This is a genomic window from Streptomyces spiralis, from assembly GCF_014654675.1.
Classification (GTDB): domain Bacteria; phylum Actinomycetota; class Actinomycetes; order Streptomycetales; family Streptomycetaceae; genus Streptomyces; species Streptomyces spiralis.
The window spans coordinates 229,191-246,897 of sequence record NZ_BNBC01000007.1; the positions used below are offsets into that span (position 1 = coordinate 229,191).

At 71.6% G+C, this 17,707-nt stretch carries 14 protein-coding genes; 6 read left to right on the top strand and 8 right to left on the bottom strand.

Features of this window, described 5'->3' with window-relative positions; all coding sequences use genetic code 11:
- The first annotated feature begins 630 nt into the window (after window positions 1–630).
- Entirely contained in the window at window positions 631–3,378 is a 2,748-nt protein-coding gene (gene ppdK / locus IE318_RS10720) for a pyruvate, phosphate dikinase (protein ID WP_189898968.1), read from the top strand.
- A 153-nt stretch (window positions 3,379–3,531) separates the two neighbouring features.
- Here the strand turns inward: ppdK and IE318_RS10725 are convergent, their stop codons facing one another.
- The 7 genes from IE318_RS10725 to IE318_RS10755 form a co-directional block, all read right to left on the bottom strand.
- On the bottom strand, window positions 3,532–4,299 hold the full coding sequence (locus IE318_RS10725) for an SDR family NAD(P)-dependent oxidoreductase (protein WP_189898970.1): 768 nt from the start codon (window positions 4,297–4,299) through the stop codon (window positions 3,532–3,534).
- An 84-nt stretch (window positions 4,300–4,383) separates the two neighbouring features.
- Window positions 4,384–4,968, bottom strand: coding sequence for a TetR/AcrR family transcriptional regulator (locus IE318_RS10730; protein ID WP_189898972.1), 585 nt, complete (start codon window positions 4,966–4,968; stop codon window positions 4,384–4,386).
- A 43-nt stretch (window positions 4,969–5,011) separates the two neighbouring features.
- The gene (gene nirD, locus IE318_RS10735; protein ID WP_189898974.1) at window positions 5,012–5,362 is read right to left on the bottom strand and encodes a nitrite reductase small subunit NirD; all 351 of its coding nucleotides are present in this window, start codon (window positions 5,360–5,362) and stop codon (window positions 5,012–5,014) included.
- On the bottom strand, window positions 5,359–7,998 hold the full coding sequence (nirB, locus tag IE318_RS10740; RefSeq protein WP_189898976.1) for a nitrite reductase large subunit NirB: 2,640 nt from the start codon (window positions 7,996–7,998) through the stop codon (window positions 5,359–5,361). Before nirB ends, nirD begins: the two co-directional genes overlap by 4 nt.
- The gene (locus tag IE318_RS10745) at window positions 7,998–9,215 is read right to left on the bottom strand and encodes an NAD(P)/FAD-dependent oxidoreductase (protein WP_189898978.1); all 1,218 of its coding nucleotides are present in this window, start codon (window positions 9,213–9,215) and stop codon (window positions 7,998–8,000) included. The genes nirB and IE318_RS10745 overlap by 1 nt, the downstream gene beginning before the upstream one ends.
- Window positions 9,216–9,425: 210 nt before the next feature.
- Window positions 9,426–10,046, bottom strand: coding sequence for a class F sortase (locus IE318_RS10750; RefSeq protein WP_189898980.1), 621 nt, complete (start codon window positions 10,044–10,046; stop codon window positions 9,426–9,428).
- A 149-nt stretch (window positions 10,047–10,195) separates the two neighbouring features.
- Complete coding sequence (locus IE318_RS10755) at window positions 10,196–10,765, bottom strand: hypothetical protein (RefSeq protein WP_189898982.1); 570 nt, start codon at window positions 10,763–10,765, stop codon at window positions 10,196–10,198.
- A gap of 374 nt (window positions 10,766–11,139) precedes the next feature.
- Here IE318_RS10755 and IE318_RS10760 point away from each other — a divergent pair, with 374 nt between their 5' ends.
- The gene (locus tag IE318_RS10760) at window positions 11,140–11,727 is read left to right on the top strand and encodes an NADPH-dependent FMN reductase (RefSeq protein WP_189898984.1); all 588 of its coding nucleotides are present in this window, start codon (window positions 11,140–11,142) and stop codon (window positions 11,725–11,727) included.
- Between the two features lie 136 nt (window positions 11,728–11,863).
- Here IE318_RS10760 and IE318_RS10765 read toward each other — a convergent pair whose 3' ends face one another.
- A complete protein-coding gene (locus IE318_RS10765; RefSeq protein ID WP_189898985.1) occupies window positions 11,864–13,927 on the bottom strand; it encodes a DUF11 domain-containing protein in 2,064 nt (687 codons plus the stop codon).
- Window positions 13,928–14,191: 264 nt separating this feature from the next.
- Between IE318_RS10765 and IE318_RS10770 the strand changes: the two genes are divergently transcribed.
- The 4 genes from IE318_RS10770 to IE318_RS10785 all read left to right on the top strand — a co-directional run bounded on the left by IE318_RS10770 (window position 14,192) and on the right by IE318_RS10785 (window position 17,627).
- Window positions 14,192–15,073: a hypothetical protein gene (locus IE318_RS10770; protein WP_189898986.1), complete on the top strand. Its 882-nt coding sequence runs from the start codon at window positions 14,192–14,194 to the stop codon at window positions 15,071–15,073.
- A gap of 164 nt (window positions 15,074–15,237) precedes the next feature.
- Window positions 15,238–15,684, top strand: a complete 447-nt coding sequence (locus tag IE318_RS10775) for a hypothetical protein (protein WP_229903433.1) — start codon at window positions 15,238–15,240, stop codon at window positions 15,682–15,684.
- Between the two features lie 45 nt (window positions 15,685–15,729).
- A complete protein-coding gene (locus tag IE318_RS10780; RefSeq protein ID WP_189898988.1) occupies window positions 15,730–16,236 on the top strand; it encodes an SMI1/KNR4 family protein in 507 nt (168 codons plus the stop codon).
- Window positions 16,237–16,340: 104 nt separating this feature from the next.
- Complete coding sequence (locus IE318_RS10785; protein WP_189898993.1) at window positions 16,341–17,627, top strand: hypothetical protein; 1,287 nt, start codon at window positions 16,341–16,343, stop codon at window positions 17,625–17,627.
- Window positions 17,628–17,707: the final 80 nt, after the last annotated feature.

A 17,707-nucleotide genomic window follows, 5' to 3' on the forward strand; every position in this document is an offset into this window, starting at 1 on the left:
GTGGTCCGCAGTGCCTTCGCCTCCGGTGCCGGTGGGGGCGTGGTGTCGGTGTCGACCTCTGCGGCCTCGGTCGTAGCCGATGGCTGGCCTGTGCTCGTGTGCTGAGGCACCCCGGAGGTCCTTCCCGTACGCCGCGTCGCTGAGGGGCGGGCCACGCTGGGGAACGACGACCCGCCGCAGTCCCGTACGGCCTGCCCGCGTCCCCTGTTCACGGCACTCGGCAAACACCCGGCAAACGACCTCGGACCACGTCCGCATGGTGAAATCCGGGCGTCTGTGGCAGCGTGATTCTCGCCACCCTTGATAAGGGATCCGCTCAGATGAGCGGATCTTGGGCGACTGCACCTCATCAAGAGATGGCACTCAGTGCCACACCTTGATCGTTCATCGATCGAAATCACACGTGCCGAGAGCCGCTCACATGAGCGAAAAACCCGTTCTACGGGAGTTGATTCGTTCAAGAAGTGAAAACATCCGGCCCTGACCGCTTGCCAAGCCTTGACTTTCGATCCGCTGGCGGACGAGTGGTAACGGGCGCATGACGCGCAAGTGGACGTACCAAGGTGCCTTCGATCTGGGTATGTTCCTCGCCGTCAGGGCAGCCACCGCGTCCTCGAGGAGTCGAGACCCGTGTCGGAAAACAAAGATCCCCAGGTAGCCGAGCGCGGCGAGAGCGTTGAGGGCGTGAAGTTCGTCTACGACTTCACCGAGGGCAACAAGGACCTCAAGGACCTCCTCGGCGGCAAGGGCGCCAACCTCGCCGAGATGACCAACCTGGGCCTCCCCGTCCCTCCGGGCTTCACCATCACCACCGAGGCCTGCAAGGTCTACCTGGACAGCGGCGAGGAGCCGGCCGCGCTGCGTGACGAGGTGAGTGCGCACCTCGACGCCCTCGAAGGGCGGATGGGCAAGAAGCTCGGGCAGGCCGACAACCCCCTCCTCGTGTCGGTCCGCTCCGGGGCGAAGTTCTCCATGCCCGGCATGATGGACACCGTCCTGAACATCGGCCTGTCGGACAAGTCCGTGCAGGGCCTGGCCAAGCAGGCGGGCGACGAGCGCTTCGCGTGGGACTCCTACCGCCGGCTCATCCAGATGTTCGGCAAGACCGTCCTCGGCGTCGACGGCGACCTCTTCGAGGAGGCCCTCGAGGCCGCCAAGGAGAACAAGAAGGTCACCGTCGACACCGAGCTGGACGCGGCCGACCTGAAGAAGCTGGTCACCAAGTTCAAGAAGATCGTCAAGACCGAGGCCGGCCGGGACTTCCCGCAGGACCCGCGCGAGCAGATGGACCTCGCCATCAAGGCGGTCTTCGACTCCTGGAACGGCGACCGCGCCAAGCTCTACCGCCGCCAGGAGCGCATCCCGCACGACCTGGGCACGGCCGTCAACGTCTGCTCGATGGTCTTCGGCAACCTCGGCCCCGACTCCGGCACCGGCGTCGCCTTCACCCGCGACCCCGCCTCCGGCCACCAGGGCGTCTACGGCGACTACCTCCAGAACGCGCAGGGCGAGGACGTCGTCGCGGGCATCCGCAACACCGTGCCGCTCGCCGAGCTGGAGAACATCGACAAGAAGTCGTACGACCAGCTCATGCAGATCATGGAGACCCTGGAGAACCACTACAAGGATCTCTGCGACATCGAGTTCACCATCGAGCGCGGCCAGCTGTGGATGCTGCAGACCCGCGTCGGCAAGCGCACCGCCGGTGCCGCCTTCCGGATCGCCACCCAGCTGGTGGACCAGGGCCTGATCGACGAGGCCGAGGCCCTCCAGCGCGTCACCGGCGCCCAGCTGGCGCAGCTGATGTTCCCGCGGTTCGACGACGGGGCGAAGATCGAGCAGGTCGCGCGGGGCATCGCCGCCTCGCCGGGCGCCGCGGTCGGCAAGGCGGTCTTCGACTCCTACACCGCGGTCAAGTGGTCCCGCTCGGGCGAGAAGGTCATCCTGGTGCGCCGGGAGACCAACCCCGACGACCTCGACGGCATGATCGCGGCCGAGGGCATCCTGACCTCCCGCGGCGGCAAGACCTCCCACGCGGCCGTCGTCGCCCGCGGCATGGGCAAGACCTGTGTCTGCGGCGCGGAGGAGCTGGAGGTCGACACCAAGCGCCGCCGGATGACGGTCCCCGGCGGACACGTCGTCGAGGAGGGCGACGTCATCTCCATCGACGGCTCCTCGGGCAAGGTCTACCTGGGCGAGGTCCCGGTGGTGCCGTCCCCGGTCGTGGAGTACTTCGAGGGCCGGATGCACGCCGGCGCCGACGACGCCGACGAGCTGGTCGAGGCCGTGCACCGCATCATGGCCTTCGCCGACCGCAAGCGCCGCCTGCGCGTGCGCGCCAACGCCGACAACGCCGAGGACGCGCTGCGCGCCCGCCGCTTCGGCGCCCAGGGCATCGGCCTGTGCCGTACCGAGCACATGTTCCTCGGTGACCGCCGCGAGCTGGTCGAGCGGCTGATCCTGGCCGACACCGAGGACGAGCGCGAGGAGTCCCTCAAGCAGCTCCTGCCGCTGCAGAAGAAGGACTTCGTGGAGCTGTTCGAGGCGATGGACGGACTGCCCGTCACCGTCCGCCTGCTCGACCCGCCGCTGCACGAGTTCCTGCCCGACATCACCGAGCTGTCGGTGCGCGTGGCCCTCGCCGAGTCCCGCCAGGAGCCGCACGAGAACGAGCTGCGCCTGCTCCAGGCCGTGCACCGGCTGCACGAGCAGAACCCGATGCTGGGCCTGCGCGGCGTACGCCTCGGCCTGGTCGTGCCCGGCCTGTTCACCATGCAGGTCCGCGCCATCGCCGAGGCGGCCGCCGAGCGCAAGGCGGCCAAGGGCGACCCGCGCGCCGAGATCATGATCCCGCTCGTCGGCACCGTCCAGGAGCTGGAGATCGTCCGCGAGGAGGCCGACCAGGTCATCGCCGAGGTCCAGGAGGCCACCGGCACCCATCTGAAGCTGGCGATCGGCACGATGATCGAGCTGCCGCGCGCCGCGCTCACCGCCGGCCAGATCGCCGAGGCCGCGGAGTTCTTCTCCTTCGGCACCAACGACCTGACCCAGACGGTGTGGGGCTTCAGCCGCGACGACGTGGAGGCGAGCTTCTTCACGGCGTACCTGGAGAAGGGCATCTTCGGCGTCAGCCCGTTCGAGACGATCGACAAGGACGGCGTGGGCTCCCTGGTCAAGGCCGCCGCCCAGGCCGGCCGCGCCACCCGCCCCGACCTCAAGCTCGGCGTCTGCGGCGAGCACGGCGGCGACCCGGAGTCCGTCCACTTCTTCCACGAGGTGGGCCTGGACTACGTCTCCTGCTCCCCGTTCCGCATCCCGGTCGCCCGCCTGGAGGCCGGCCGCGCGGCCTCCCAGTCGGAGGGCAGCGACCACCGGTAGTCCGGACCACCGGCAGAGACCGGTAGCAGACCCCGGAGTCCTCGTCGTGGTCCCCGACCCTCAACACCGATTGCGACGAGGACTCCGGTCCACGAGAAGAAGGGGCGGCATCCTGTGCGGGGATGCCGCCCCTTCCTTCGTGGTCGGAGCGGGTCAGGCCGTGGAGCCGCCGTCGATCACCAGGTCCGCGCCGACCACCGAGGCCGCGTCGTCCGAGGCCAGGTACAGCACCGCCGCGGCCACCTCCTCGACGGTGGACACCCGGCCGAGCGGCACCTCGGTGCGCATCCGCGCGGCCCGGCCGGCCTCCGTCTCGCCGTGCTTGAAGGACATGTCCGTGGCGGTGGGGCCGGGGCTGACGGCGTTGATCCGCACACCGTCGGCGATGTGGTCCAGGGCGGCGGCGCGGGTGAGGACCGACACGGCCGCCTTGCTGACGGCGTAGCCGGCCGTGCCGGGCAGCCGGCTGTGGACGCCGATCCGGGAGGCGATGTTCACGATGGCGCCCCCGCCGGGCTGCGTGCGCATATGCGCGATCTCGGCCTGGAGGGCCAGGAAGACACCGGTGACGTTGGTGTCCAGCATCCGGCGCCAGTCCTCCTCGGCCAGGTCGCCCACGGCCCGCCCCCGGCCCTCCAGGACGCCGGCGTTGTTCACCGCCACGTCCAGGGAGCCGAACCGGTCCACGGCGGCGGCCACCAGGGCCCGCAGGTCCTCGGCGCGGGAGACGTCGGCGGTGACGGCGAGCCCCTTGCCGCCCTCGCGCTCGATGAGTGCCACGGTCTCGTCGAGCGGCTCGCGGCGCCGGCCGGCGACGACGACCTGGGCGCCCTCCCGGGAGAGCGCGAGGGCTACTCCGCGGCCGATGCCGGAGCCGGCGCCGGTGACGAGAGCGGTCCGGCCCGAGAAGCGGTGCGACATGGTGATGTCCTCTTTTCTTGACCGATCGGTTCAGTTTGAGGGCCGGAAAAACGCGCCTCCGTGGAGGCGCGTTCCCGGTCCGGCTCAGTCCAGCAGTGCCAGGGCCGCTTCCGTCGCGTCCCGGACCCGGGCCGGGGCGGCGGACGCCTTGCCGACCACCCGCACGCCCTGGAGCAGGACCAGCAGCATGCGTGCGAGGGCGAGCGGATCACGGTCCCCGGCCAGCTCGCCCTGGGCCCGGGCGCGCACCAGGGCGGAGTGCAGCAGGGTCTCCAGGTGGTCCCAGCTGCTCTCCACCCGGCGGGTGGCGTCCCGGTCGTGCGGGGCCAGTTCCACCGCGGTGTTGGTGATCAGGCAGCCCTGCTCCCGGGTCGCCTCGCCGGTGGCCTCGGCGGCGAACCGCCGGACCAGCTCGCGCACGGCCGGCAGCACCGGTCCGGGCCGGGACAGCTCGTGTGTGAGCTGAGGGTTCTGTGCCTGTCCGTACCGGTCCAGCGCCCTGAGGTACAGCTCGTGCTTGCTGCCGAACGTGCCGTACAGGCTCGCCTTGCCGATGCCCAGGTGCTCGACCAGGTCCGCCATCGACGTCGCCTCGTAGCCCTGCCGCCAGAACAGCTCCAGGGCCGACTGCAGTGCGGCGTCGGGATCGAATTCCTTGGTCCTGGCCATGCGTGCAGCCTAGGCTTTTCCGGAACGATCGGTCAAGAAAGTCTCAGGCCGTCCGGATCTCGTACGCCGTCACCCGTACCGACTCGTCGTCCAGGCACCGGCCACCGGCCAGGTCGAAGCGCTGCTTGAGCAGCGGTGACGCCACGAACGGGCGGCCTCGGTGGGTGCCGGTCAGGCCGCGGGAGAGGACGGCGGCGCCGGTGAAGGGGTCGCGGTTGTCGATGGCGTACAGGGAACCCGACCGGTCGCGGAAGACGGCCACCTGGCGGCCGTCCGGCAGCAGGGCCGCCACCCCGCGGCCCGGCAGCAGCGTGCTCAGGTCGCAGACGGTGAACCAGCTGTCGTCCAGGCGCAGCTGCACCTTCAGGTCGGTCGTCTCGGGTGCCAGGGTCATCGCTGGGCGCTTCCTTCCAGGACGTCTTCCAGGGTTTCGGCGGTCTCGGTGCTTCCGGCGGGCCGCATGCCGATGGACAGCAGCGGCAGGTCGGGCTTCATCTGGTCGCGTTCGGGGACGAAGCCGACGACCGGATCGGGCGTGTCGGGGGCGTTGACGAAGGACACGAACCGGGCCAGCTTCTCGGGGTCGTTGATGGTCTCGGCCCACTCGTCGCGGTAGTGGGACACATGCGCGGCCATCAGGGCCTCCAGCTCGTCGCAGATGCCGAGCGAGTCGTGCACCACTACGTCCCGCACGTGGTCCAGGCCGCCGGGGATCCGCTCCAGCCAGACGCTGGTGCGCTCCAGACGGTCGGCGGTGCGGATGTAGAACATCAGGAACCGGTCGATCAGCCGGACCAGTTCGGCGTCCGAGAGGTCCTGGGCCAGCAGGTCCGCGTGGCGCGGGGTGGCGCCGCCGTTGCCGCCGACGTACAGGTTCCAGCCGTTGGCGGTGGCGATCACGCCGAAGTCCTTCGACTGGGCCTCCGCGCACTCGCGGGCGCACCCGGAGACCGCCGACTTCAGCTTGTGCGGGGACCTCAGGCCCCGGTAGCGCAGCTCCAGGTCGATCGCCATGCGCACCGAGTCCTGGACGCCGTAGCGGCACCAGGTCTGCCCGACGCAGGACTTCACCGTGCGCAGCGACTTGCCGTAGGCGTGCCCCGACTCGAAGCCGGCGTCGACCAGGCGGGCCCAGATCAAGGGAAGTTGCTCCACCCGGGCGCCGAACATGTCGATCCGCTGGCCGCCGGTGATCTTCGTGTAGAGGCCGAAGTCCCGGGCGATCTCTCCGATCACGATCAGCTTCTCGGGGGCGATCTCGCCGCCGGGGATGCGGGGCACCACCGAGTACGAGCCGTTCTTCTGGAGGTTGGCCAGGAAGTGGTCGTTGGTGTCCTGGAGGGCGGCCTGCTCGCCGTGCAGGACATAGCCGTCGGCGCCGATGGCCGGCGCGAGCGAGGCGATGATCGAGGCCACGGCCGGCTTGCAGGTCTCGCAGCCGTCGCCGCCCCGGGCCTCCTCACGGCCGTAGCGGTCCAGCAGCTCCTGGTAGGAGGTGAGGCGCAGGGCGAGGACGATCTCGTACAGCTCCTCGCGGGTCTGCCCGAAGCAGCCGCACAGGCCCTTGTCGACCTCGACGCCGCTCGCCTCCAGCTCCTCGTTGACCAGCTGGGTGAGCACCTTGACGCAGGAGCCGCAGCCGGTGCCGGCCTTGGTGCACTTCTTCACCTCCGGCACGGTGGCGCACCGGTGCTCGGTGACCGCGCCGCGGATCGTGCCCTTGGTGACGTTGTGGCAGGAGCAGATCACCGCGTCGTCCGGCAGCGCGGACGGGCCGAGCTGCGCGGGGGCGCCCGCGCCGGCGGGCAGCACCAGCGACTCGGGGGCGATCGGGGGCACCGAACCGGTGAGCGCGCGCAGCGTGCCGTACGCCTCCGCGTCACCCACCAGGATGCCGCCGAGCAGCGTGCCGTCCCGGCCGATGACCAGCTTCTTGTACAGGCCCGCCCGGGAGTCGGAGTAGACGACGTCCAGGCAGTCCTCGGCGGTGCCGTGCGCGTCGCCGAAGGAGGCCACGTCCACGCCGAGCAGCTTCAGCTTGGTGGACAGGTCGGCACCCACGAACGCCGCCTCGTCCTCGGCGATCGTCGCCGCCGCCGTCTCGGCCTGCTCGTAACCCGGCGCGACCAGGCCGTACACCCGGCCGTCGGCGGCCAGCGCGCACTCGCCGATCGCGAACACGCGCGGGTCGGCGACCGTACGGCACTGCTCGTCGACCGTGATGCCGCCGCGCTCCCCGACGGTCAGTCCGCAGTCGCGGGCAAGCTGGTCGCGGGGGCGGACTCCGGCGGAGAACACCACCATGTCGGTGGCGAGTTCGGAGCCGTCGGACAGCTTCATGCCGGTGACGGCGCCGGAGGCGTCGGTGACGATCTCCTGGGTGCCCACACCGGTGTGCACCGTCAGGCCCATCTCCTCGATGGTGCGCAGCAGCGCCGCGCCGCCGCCCTCGTCGACCTGCACCGGCATCAGGCGCGGCGCGAACTCCACGATGTGGGCGTCGAGTCCGAGGCCCTTGAGCGCGCCGGCCGCCTCCAGGCCGAGCAGACCGCCGCCGACCACGGCACCGGTGGTCGCCCTCGCCTTCGCGTACTCCTCGATGGCGAGCAGGTCCTCGATGGTCCGGTAGACGAAACAGCCGGTGGCGTCCTTGTTCGGCACCGGCGGCACGAACGGGTAGGAGCCGGTGGCCAGGACCAGGACGTCGTAGCCGACGACCAGACCCGAGCGGGCGGTCACCTTCCGCGCCTCCCGGTCGATGGTCTCGGCCGGGTCGCCGATGTGCAGCTCGATGCCGTGGTCCTCGACGAACGCCAGGTCGGTCAGGGAGAGGTCCTCGGGCGTCCGGCCCGAGAAGTACGAGGTGAGCTGCACGCGGTCGTACGCGGGGCGCGGCTCCTCGCACAGCACGACCACGCGGTGCGTGGCGGTCAGGCCGCGCTCGGCCAGCGCTTCGAGGAAGCGCTGGCCGACCATGCCGTGGCCGACGAGCACGATCGTGGGGGTGTCCGTGCGGGTGTCCGTGGACATCAGGAGCCTCCGTCGTTGGTGAGCAGGTGGAGCAGGGGGCCGCCGTCCGTCGGGAGCGGCTCTGCTCCCTCCCAGGCGCGGGCGAGCGCGCCGACGGTGCCGAGTTCGCCGACGAGGACCCCGCCGACCAGGCGGTCGTCGCGGACGACGACCTTGCGGTAGGTGCCGCGGGTGGCGTCGGCGAGCTGTACGACGTCGTCGCCGGGGCGGGCCTCGGTCTCGCCGAACGCGGCGAGGTCGAAGGGCGAGTGCGGGCCGGCCAGGGTCAGCCGGGTCAGGGAACGGGTGCCGGTGTAGCGGGCGTCCGGGTCGCCCGCGAGCAGCGCGGCGAGCGCGTCGGCCTGTTCGAGGGCCGGCGTGGCCAGGCCGTACACGGTGCCCGCGTGCTGGGCGCAGTCGCCGATGGCGTGGATGTGCGGGTCGGAGGTGCGCAGCTCGTCGTCGACGAGGACGCCCTTGTGGACGGCGAGGCCGGCCTGCTCGGCGAGGCCGGTGCGCGGGTGCACCCCGCAGGCGACCACCACGAGGTCGGCGTCCAGCGCGTACCCGTCGGCCATCTCCACCGAGCGGACCGCCCCGCCCACGCAGCGCACGTCCCGCACCCGGCACTCGGTGTGCACCTCGACGCCGAGGCCCTCCAGGTGGTGCCGCACGAGCCGCGAGGCGCCCGGGTCCAGCTGCCGTTCCATGAGGCGCTCGGCCTGCTGGGCGAGGACCACCTGCGCGCCGCGGGCCGCGAGCGCGCGGGCGGCGGAGACGCCGAGCAGCCCGCCGCCGACGACGACCGCGCGTACCCCGGGACGTACCGCCTTGGACAGGCCCAGGCAGTCGTCCATGGTGCGGAAGGCGTGGACGCCCTCGGGCAGCTCGTGGTCCGGCGTGAACAGGCCGCGCAGCGGCGGCAGCACCGGGTTGGAGCCGGTGGCCAGCACCAGCGTGCCGTAGCCGATCGCCGAGCCGTCCGCGCACCGCACCTCGCGTGCGGCGCGGTCGATCCCGGTGATCCGGGCGCGGACGAGACCGGCGGGCGCGGGGAGCGCGATCACCTCCGGTGCGTACCGCTCGGCCAGCACCTCGGCGAGCAGCACCCGGTTGTACGGCGGATGCTCCTCCTCGCCGACGACCAGCGCGGGCGTGCCGAGCTCACCGAGCCGCCGGGCGAGGGTCACACCCGCGAGGCCGGCGCCGATCACCACCACACGCGCATTCGAGGTCATGCACCCGAGCGTGCGGCGCGGACGTTACCCGGCCGCATCACACCTGTTTCCCGTACGGAACGCTGCCCTCAGCGGGCGCGGGGGGCGGGTGTGAGGGGTCTGTGGGGGCGGCGGAGGGTGTGTGTGAGGGGTCCGCGGGGGCGGCGGGGAGCAGTGTGAGGTGGGCCGTGAGGCGGATGGCGAGGTGGATGGGGAGACGGCCGGTCGGTCTCAGCGGCTGCCGGTCAGATGGGCGAAGACGACGACGTTGCCCTGGTAGCCGGTGGACCGGGAGTAGCCGCCGCCGCAGGTGATCACCCGTAGCTCGGGGCGGCGGGCGGCGCCGTACACCTTCTTGTCGGGGAAGTTCGTGGCCTGGTACACCTCGATCGCGTCCACGGTGAAGACGGCGACGCCGCCGTCCCGGCGGTCCACCTCGATGATGCTGCCCTTCCTCAGGGCGCCGAGGTCGTAGAAGACCGCCGGCCCCTCCGTGTTGTCGACGTGGCCGGCGACGATCGCGGTGCCGCTCTCACCGGGTGTGGTGCCGGCCTCGTACCAGCCGGCGAGGTTCTTCTCCCGGGAGGGCGGGACGTCGAGGCTGCCGGAGGGGGTCAGGCCCAGGCCCATCAGGGGGGCGTTCACCCGTATCGAGGGTATGCGGATGCGGGTGGGCGGGGACGGCGGCAGGGCGGGGGCCGAGAGCCGTTCCTCGCCGGGGTCGGGGCGGCCCTCGGCCGCGGCGGGCTGGGGCGGTGGCTGCTCGGAGCCGGCGCTGCGCAGCAGCCACACGCCTGAGCAGAGGGCGACGACGGTGACGGTCGCTATCGCGGAGTTGCCTATCCTGCGCATACGAACACCTCTCGCCCCCCTCATGGACCCCCGCTTCTCGGACCCCTGCTCGGATCTGGTGCCCCGTGCCCCCTCCGGGCCGCGAGGGGCGTCGGGCCCGGAGGGGGAGGGACGTGCGGTACCGGCGGACGGACAGCGGAGGGTGCCCGTCAGATCCCGTCGCCTCTCGCCCGGCGATGCAGGAGCCAGGTACCGCCCGCGGCGGCGACGGCGAGAGCCGCCACGCCGGCCGCGGTCCGTACGGGGTCGGCGCCCAGCGCGCCGCCGACCCCCGTCTTCACACTTCCCCGGGGCTGCAGCTGCCCCTGGGCCGAGCCCAGGGCGACGATCAGATCGCCCTTGACCCGCCGGCCGCCCGCGGCGCAGTCCGCGACGATCTCGTACGTCCCGGGCTGCGCGCTCTCCGGCACCCGGAACTGGCCGATCGCATCGCCCTCGTGCGCGCTGGGCGCCAGCGGGAAGGCGCCCGCGCCGACCGCGCTCGCGTCACCCGCCGCGGACGCCTTCGTGCCGCACGCCTTGGTGTTCACGCTGACGTGACCGCCCGGCACCACCGAGGACGGGTACACCTCGAGCGTGCCGGTGGCCGAGCCGGAGGGACGCACCGCCGCGACGGCGTCCTCGGCGCCGTAGGCGGGCACGGCGAGACCGCTCACGGCGGCGACGGCGAGCGCGGCCCCGGTCACGGCCCCGGCCGACAGACGAGCGTGACGTCGCATCGGTCCTCCTCCCAGCTCTGCGGCTCTGTGGTCCTGTGGCTCTGCGGTGGCGGCACGACTCGACGGCACCGGCGAGTGCCGCCGCTGTCGTCGCGCCCTGCCCTTCCGAGGTAAGTGGCACAGACGCGAGCCCGCTTCCTGAGGGCGCGTCAGAAATGCGGTGAACGGGTGTCGAGGCGCCCCGCCAGAGAGGCATGGCGAGGGGTGTTTGGGCAGGTCAGCGCGGCCTCGCTGACGGCACGTCGGAAAACACCCCGAAGGGTGCGGGTCGCGGGGGTGAACGGGTGATCACGACGCACCGGGCTTTCGGGGACCGGCGTCACCGAAAACCCGGGCTTGACCTCAACAAAGCTTGAGGTATCAGTCTGTGCCGCATGAACACAACCACGGAACCCCTGAAGGTCACCCTCGTCATCGGCAGCAACCGCCACGGCCGCTTCGGCCCCGTGGTCGCCGACTGGCTCCTCGCCCACCTCCGCGACCGCGCCGACCTGCTCCCGCAGGTCGTGGACGTGGCGGAGACGGCAGCCCTGCCGACGACACTGGCGCGCGGCCCGGAGGCGACGACGGCCCTGGCGGGCATCACGGAGAAACTGGCATCGGCGGACGCCTTCGTCGTCCTGACCCCCGAGTACAACCACTCCTTCCCCGCCGGACTGAAGAACCTCATCGACTGGCACTTCACCGAGTGGCAGGCCAAGCCCGTCGCCCTCGTCTCCTACGGCGGCCTGGCCGGCGGCCTCCGCGCGGTCGAACACCTCCGCCAGGTCTTCGCCGAACTCCACGCGGTCACCGTCCGCGACACGGTCTCCTTCCACAACGCACGCGCGTCCTTCGACGACGAGGGCCGCCTCGACGACCCGACCGCCGCGGACGCGGCGGCGAAGTCGATGCTGGACCAGCTGGTGTGGTGGGGACAGGCACTGAGGGAGGCCAAGGAGAGGCGGCCGTACGGCGGTTAGGGCCTGTGGCGAAAGTGCAGGCCGCAGCCACTCATTGAGGCGACCGCGCCAACCGGCTCTCGCCGCACAGCGGTCCGGTGCAGGGTGAGGCCGGCCTCCCGCCTCGGGAAGCCGGCCTCGTCAGGTGGGGTGGGGGTCAGGGGCAGCTGATCCGGACGTCACCCGAGTCGGTCGTGCAGGTGTCGAAGTCGGGGCCGCCGTTGGCGGTGTCGTTGCCGAAGACGTTGTCGACGGTGTTGAGGTTGTCGCTGCCGTAGTAGCCGATCAGGTTGTCGTTGCCGGGACCCCCGTTGAGGGTGTCATTGCCGTAGCCGCCGTCGAGGCGGTCGTTGCCGTAGCCGCCGTAGACGGTGTCGTTGCCGTAGCCCGCGTTGACGGTGTCGTCGCCGCCGAGGGCGCAGATCACGTCGTTGCCGCTGGTGCCGGTGATGGTGTCGTTGCCGCTGGTGCCGACGCGGGTGCAGCCGCGGGCGTTGTTGACCGTGGTGGTCGCCGTGGCGGTGTTGTTGGCGGTGACCGGGTCGGTCTCCGTAGCGGTGACCGTGGCCCGGTCGGTGAGGGTGCCGACGGCCCGGGGTTCGGCGGCGACCGTCACCGTGGCACTGGCTCCGGGGGCGAGGGTGCCCAGGGAGCAGGCCGCGCTGGTGGCGGTGGTGGTGCAGGTGCCCGAGGTGGTGGTCGCCGAGACGACCGAGGCGGCGGGGCCGCTGAGCGTGTCGGACAGGGAGACGCCGGTGGCGGCGGTCGTGGTGCTGGTGTTCGTCACCCGCACGGTGTAGGTGGCCCGGTCGCCGATGCTGACGGTGGAGGGGCCGCTCTTCGTCACGGAGAGGTCCACGCCGGCCGGGGGCGGCGGCGTGCTGCCCCCGCCGAGGAAGCGGGCCAGGGCGAAGTCGGTGTCCGGTCCGCCCACACCGGCGGCGACGATCTTGCCGTCGGTCTGGAGGGCGACGCCGTGGGCCACGTCGTTGCCGCCGAAGTCCGCAGTCGCGACGCCCCCGGTGCCGAAGCCGCTGTCCAGGCTGCCGTCGGGGTTGTAGCGCAGGACGGCGAAGTCGCCGCCGGGGCCGTTGCCTCCGGCGATGACGATCCGGCCGTCGCCCTGCACCACCACGTCGTTGGCTCCGCCGCCACCGGGGGTGAGCACCTTGCCGTCGCCGTCGAAGCCGGTGTCCAGGGTGCCGTTGGTGTTGTAGCGGGCCAGGGCGAACCTGCCGCCGCTGCCGCCGGCCGCGATGATCTTGCCGTCGGACTGCAGCGCGAGCCCTTCCACGGACTCGTAGTCGCCGAAGTCGGTGCGCTGGATGCCGTTGCTGCCGAACCCGGTGTCGAGGCTGCCGTCGTGGTTGTAGCGGATGAGCGCGAAGTCGAAGCGGGTCGACCCGACCTCGCCGCCGACGACGATCTTTCCGTCGGGCTGCAGGACCAGGGCGCGCGCGTCGCCGCCCTCCTGAAGGGACGGCCCCGCCGGATTGGTGGTCACCATGCCGTCGCCGCCGCCGAAACTCGTGTCCGGGCTGCCGTCGGGGTTGTAGCGGGCCACGGCGGCGTCGCCTCCGACATAGCCGGCGGCGACGATCTTGCCGGTACCGGGCTCCACGGCGACGTCCATGGCCTCTTCGGGCCGGCCGAAGTCGGTGAACACCCTGCCGTCGCCGCCGCCGAAACTCGGATCCAGCGTGCCGTCGCTGTTGTACCGGGCCACCACGAACCAGCAGCAGTCCTCGTACCCCCGCCAACTGCCGCCCGCCACGACGATCTTGCCGTCGGGCTGCAGCGCCACGGCATGGGCCTCGCTCCACTGGAGCTCTCCGGGCGGGATCATGTTGTTGATGGTGGTGGTCACCTTGCCGTCGCCGCCGCCGAAGCCGGTGTCCGGGCTGCCGTCGGCGTTGCGACGGGTCACCGCGAAGTCGCTCTCCACCGTGGTGGTGTCGGCGGCGGAGCCGACGGCGACGGTCTTGCCGTCGGACTGCACCGCCACGTCTTCGGCCTGATCGTCGCCGACGAAGCCGGTGAGCACCTTGCCGTCGCCGCTGAAGGCGGGGTCCAGATCGCCCGGGGCCGCGGCCGCCATGCCGGGAAGGGCGAGTACGAGAGCCAGACCGGTGGCCGCCACGATCCCGGCCCGGCCCGCCCTCGACCGCCGGCGCACCTCCTGGAATCGGCGCAGCGCCGATCGCACATGAGTTGTCAGCATGGGCCGCACCTTTGCGCCGAACGCATGGCATTCCATCCGCGGCCGGGCCGCGTTGCGCTCACTGGATGCCGGAAATCCACCCCCGAGGGTGAGGGAGAAAGGGAGGTGATTTGTGCTTATTCGTCTGTGCGCTCGTGCTTGCACTGAAGGCTGTTGTATAACCGGGCCGCCATTGAACCCCCGTCTCCGTCGAAGGGTTGCTTCGTGCTGTCCGGGATACGTCTTCGCTCCAGTGGGCTTCGCCGCGGTGGGTGCCGCGCAGCCGTGGTCCTGTCGGTCGCGGTCGCCGTGACCGTGTCCGGTTGTTCCGCGGGTGACGGCACGCGGAAGCCGGCGGGACGGCACGCCTCCGCGGGGGCGGCGAAGGCGCGGCCCGAGCCGAAGAGCGCGTCGCCCGCCCGGACCGAGCCCGCGGCGAAGCCGCGGACCGCCGCGCAGTTCGTCGCCCGGGCCCGGCAGGCCATGGGGGCGGAGAAGGGGTGGACGTTCGCCCTGAGCGGCAGTGAGTCCGTCGTCATGCGGGGGCAGGCGCCGTCCAGTGCCACGTACGCCGCGACCGTGCACCGCACCGTCAGCCCCGACGCGCTCGAGCAGAACGGCACGATCACCACCAGCAAGGGGGAGCGCAAGGCCGAGCGGGTGTACGTCGTCGGCGGCACGGGCTACGTCAAGCAGGGCGCCGAAGCGTGGAAGAAGGGGCCGCTGTCCGATCCCGACATCGCCGACGACGTCGAGGATCCGATGGCCGAACTGGCCGCGTTCGCGGCGTACACCAAGAGCGCGAAGGTGAGCCGTGCGGGGGCGGGCGGCCAGGACGTGCGGCTCCGGGTCACCGCTTCCGGATGGCAGCTGTCCGCCGCCCGTGACCGGCCCGCGCTGAAGAAGGCCGTTCGGGAGGCGGAGCCCACACTCGCTCAGCTGCGCAAGGCGGGGGTGAGCGCGACCGACGGCCAGATCACGCTCAAGAGCTTCGACGAGACGTGGGACCTGGACGCGGCGCACGGCTATCGGCTCATCTCGCACCGGTACGCCTTCACGTTCCTCGTGCCGTTCCAGGGCGGGGACATCACACTGAGCCAGGAGGTACGGGCCGGGAACCGGGGCGTGTTCACCGGGAACGTGGCTCTGCCGAACGGCGTGAAGTGACGGCGGACGTACGGGTCGCGAAAAGGTTGTGCCGCTCGGGTGAGATCCCGGTGTGAGAAGTGACATGCCTGTGACCCGTGTTGTGAGGGCTGCCCGATCCGCTGGGCCCTGTGGGGGCTTGCTCGGCGTTCCCCCGCGAGGATCGAGCGAAGGGGCGGTTTCTCATGGGCAGGGCGGACGAGCGCGTGCCGGACGCGGGCGTGCCCGACGCGAGCGGGATGCGGGCGTACGCGGCGGCCTTCGTGGCGCGGGTCACGGCACGCAACCGGTTGCCGCTGGACTACTCGGTGGCCAGTCTGCGCCTGGTCGACTTCCTGGTGGACGGGCTGCGCAAGGGCGGCGCCGACGGAGAACGGGCGCGCGAGACGCTGCTGGGGCTCGGCGCGTACGTCGGTGAGGTGCTCGTGCGCCGCGCAGGGGCGGTCTGGCTCGACCTCGACACCGGCCAGCGGGCCTGCTTCGGCCAGCCGGTCGGCGTACGCATGCCGGACGGCCGGGTGTGGAACCCGCTCGGCAAGGTCCGCAACCGCTTCGAACTGGGCGGCCCGGAGGAGTCGTTGCAGAGGTTCTGGCTGACACTCCATGGGCGGGTCAGGCGAGAGGTCGCCTGATCCTCCCGGCCTCCGTGAACAAGCAGACGAGGTTTTGTCGTGTGGGTGGACCTGCTCCTCCGTGCCACGGGTCGTGACGCGCGGAACGCCGTGCAGCCTTGGGCCGGGATCGAAGGGGAACTGGGCACCGAACTGCCCGGCGACTACAAGCAGCTGTGTCAGGCGTTCGGCGTCGGCGAGTTTTCGCAGGTGGTGTCGGTGCTCTGCTCCGACGAGACCCGAGTGGCGGATCTGCTGAGGACGTGGCGCCTACTGCTGTCGAACGACGACAGTTCGGACGGCCCGTTCGCGCCCTATCGGATCCATGTGCCCGGTTCCACGGGGGGCCTGATTCCATGGGGCATCTCGCGTGCGGCCGATTCGTTCTACTGGCAGGTCACGGACGGCCCGGTGGACGCATGGCCGCTCCTCGCCAAGATGGAGGACGCCGAGGACTGGAACCGCTACGAGATGACCGTCACGGAGTTCCTGTACCGGATCCTCACCGACCCCGGATTCCGGCCCTATACCGTGGCCGATTCCGTGCCCGAGCCGTGCTTCGAGCCCGTCTGAACAGCCGGTGGGCGGAGGGGCGTTCGGCGACTTGGTGACGGCGCCGTACTGAGAGAGCTGCCGACGCTGCACGGCAGAGCACGCAGAGCGTGCGGAGCCGTGGCGTGACGGCCTGGCCTACGGTGGTGGCCGTGTTCATCGACGCCGTGGTGGTCGTGTCCGTCGTTCTGGCTCTCGTGCTCGCGCCGCGTGTACCGGCGGCCGTTCGGCGGGGGCCGACCCGGCCCAGTACGGGCCGCTCGGTGCCGCCGCTCGCCGCGCTGGCGGTGGTGACCGGGCTGGTCTATGTCAACCAGGTGCTGTTCACCGTGTACGTGCTGCGTGTGCACGGCGGCGACCCGTCCTTCGTCGCGCGGTATCTGCCGACGGGATGGTTCGAACTCGACTCCGACAGCCCCGTGTTGCGGTGGCTCGCCGACGGCTTCCCCGTGCCCGAGCTCCTCGCTCCCTCGGTCCTGCGGGTCCAGGCCTTTCTCGAGCTGCCCTTCGTCCTCCTGGCCTTCGCGACCGTCCTGCGGTGGTTCGACGCGGGGCTGTACCGGGCGATCGCCCGGTCCGCCCTGCTGCCGCCGGCCTCCGTGTCGTACACCGTCGTGTTCTGTCTCGTGGAGTGGGACCTGCGCAATCCGTATACGGTCGACGACCTCGTCGTACGAGGCGTCTCCGCCGTCCTCACGCCCCTTCTCCTCGCCCGTCTGGCGGCGCGCGACACCGGGACCACCCGGACCCCGGCCTCCGTGTCCGGGCTGCTGGTGTTCATCGGCTCGCTGGGCGCTCTGGGAGTGCTGGTCCTGGTCGTGTACGACACTGCCCTGCTCTACAACCTGGGGCGGCTGGACGACCGCCTGCCGGTCGCACTGGCGGCCGCCGGTCTCCTGGCCGGTCTGCGCGGGGTCGCGCACCGGCTGCGGGACGACGGGGCCGCTCCCGGCCTCGCGATGTCGTTCGTACGGCACCTTCTGTTTCGCTGGCTCGCGCTCTTCTTCGTGCCGGCGCTCGCGGTGCGCTACGGCGTGATGTTCGGGACACCGTGGCCGGCGGCGGGGGCTGCGCTCGTCATCTCGGCGGCCGCCTGCCTGGGGGCCGGCCGGGACACGGTGGCCGGGACGGAGGATGCGACGGACGCCGCCTGCCTTCGGGCGGGCCGACCCCGGACACTCGCTCTCTTGCCGGCCGGAAGACTGACCTGCGCCGGCCTCCTGGGCACGGGGGCCGCATACGCGGCCGTGTCGCTGAGTCCCGGGCCGTACTATGAGATCAGGGCGCTCTCGGCGGCTGCGGCCTTCCTGGTGACGGCCGTGGTGGCGTGCAGGGTCGTCGACGCCGTGGACCGGCGTCGGCCGGGCGCCGGTTCGCCGACACAGGCGCGGAGCGGCGCGTCCGCCTCCTAGGGGGTGTCTCGCCGATCATGCCGGGCTCGCGGCGCCTGGTGCCGCACCTCGCGGCGTTGTCGTCGGTCGCCGATGCTCCG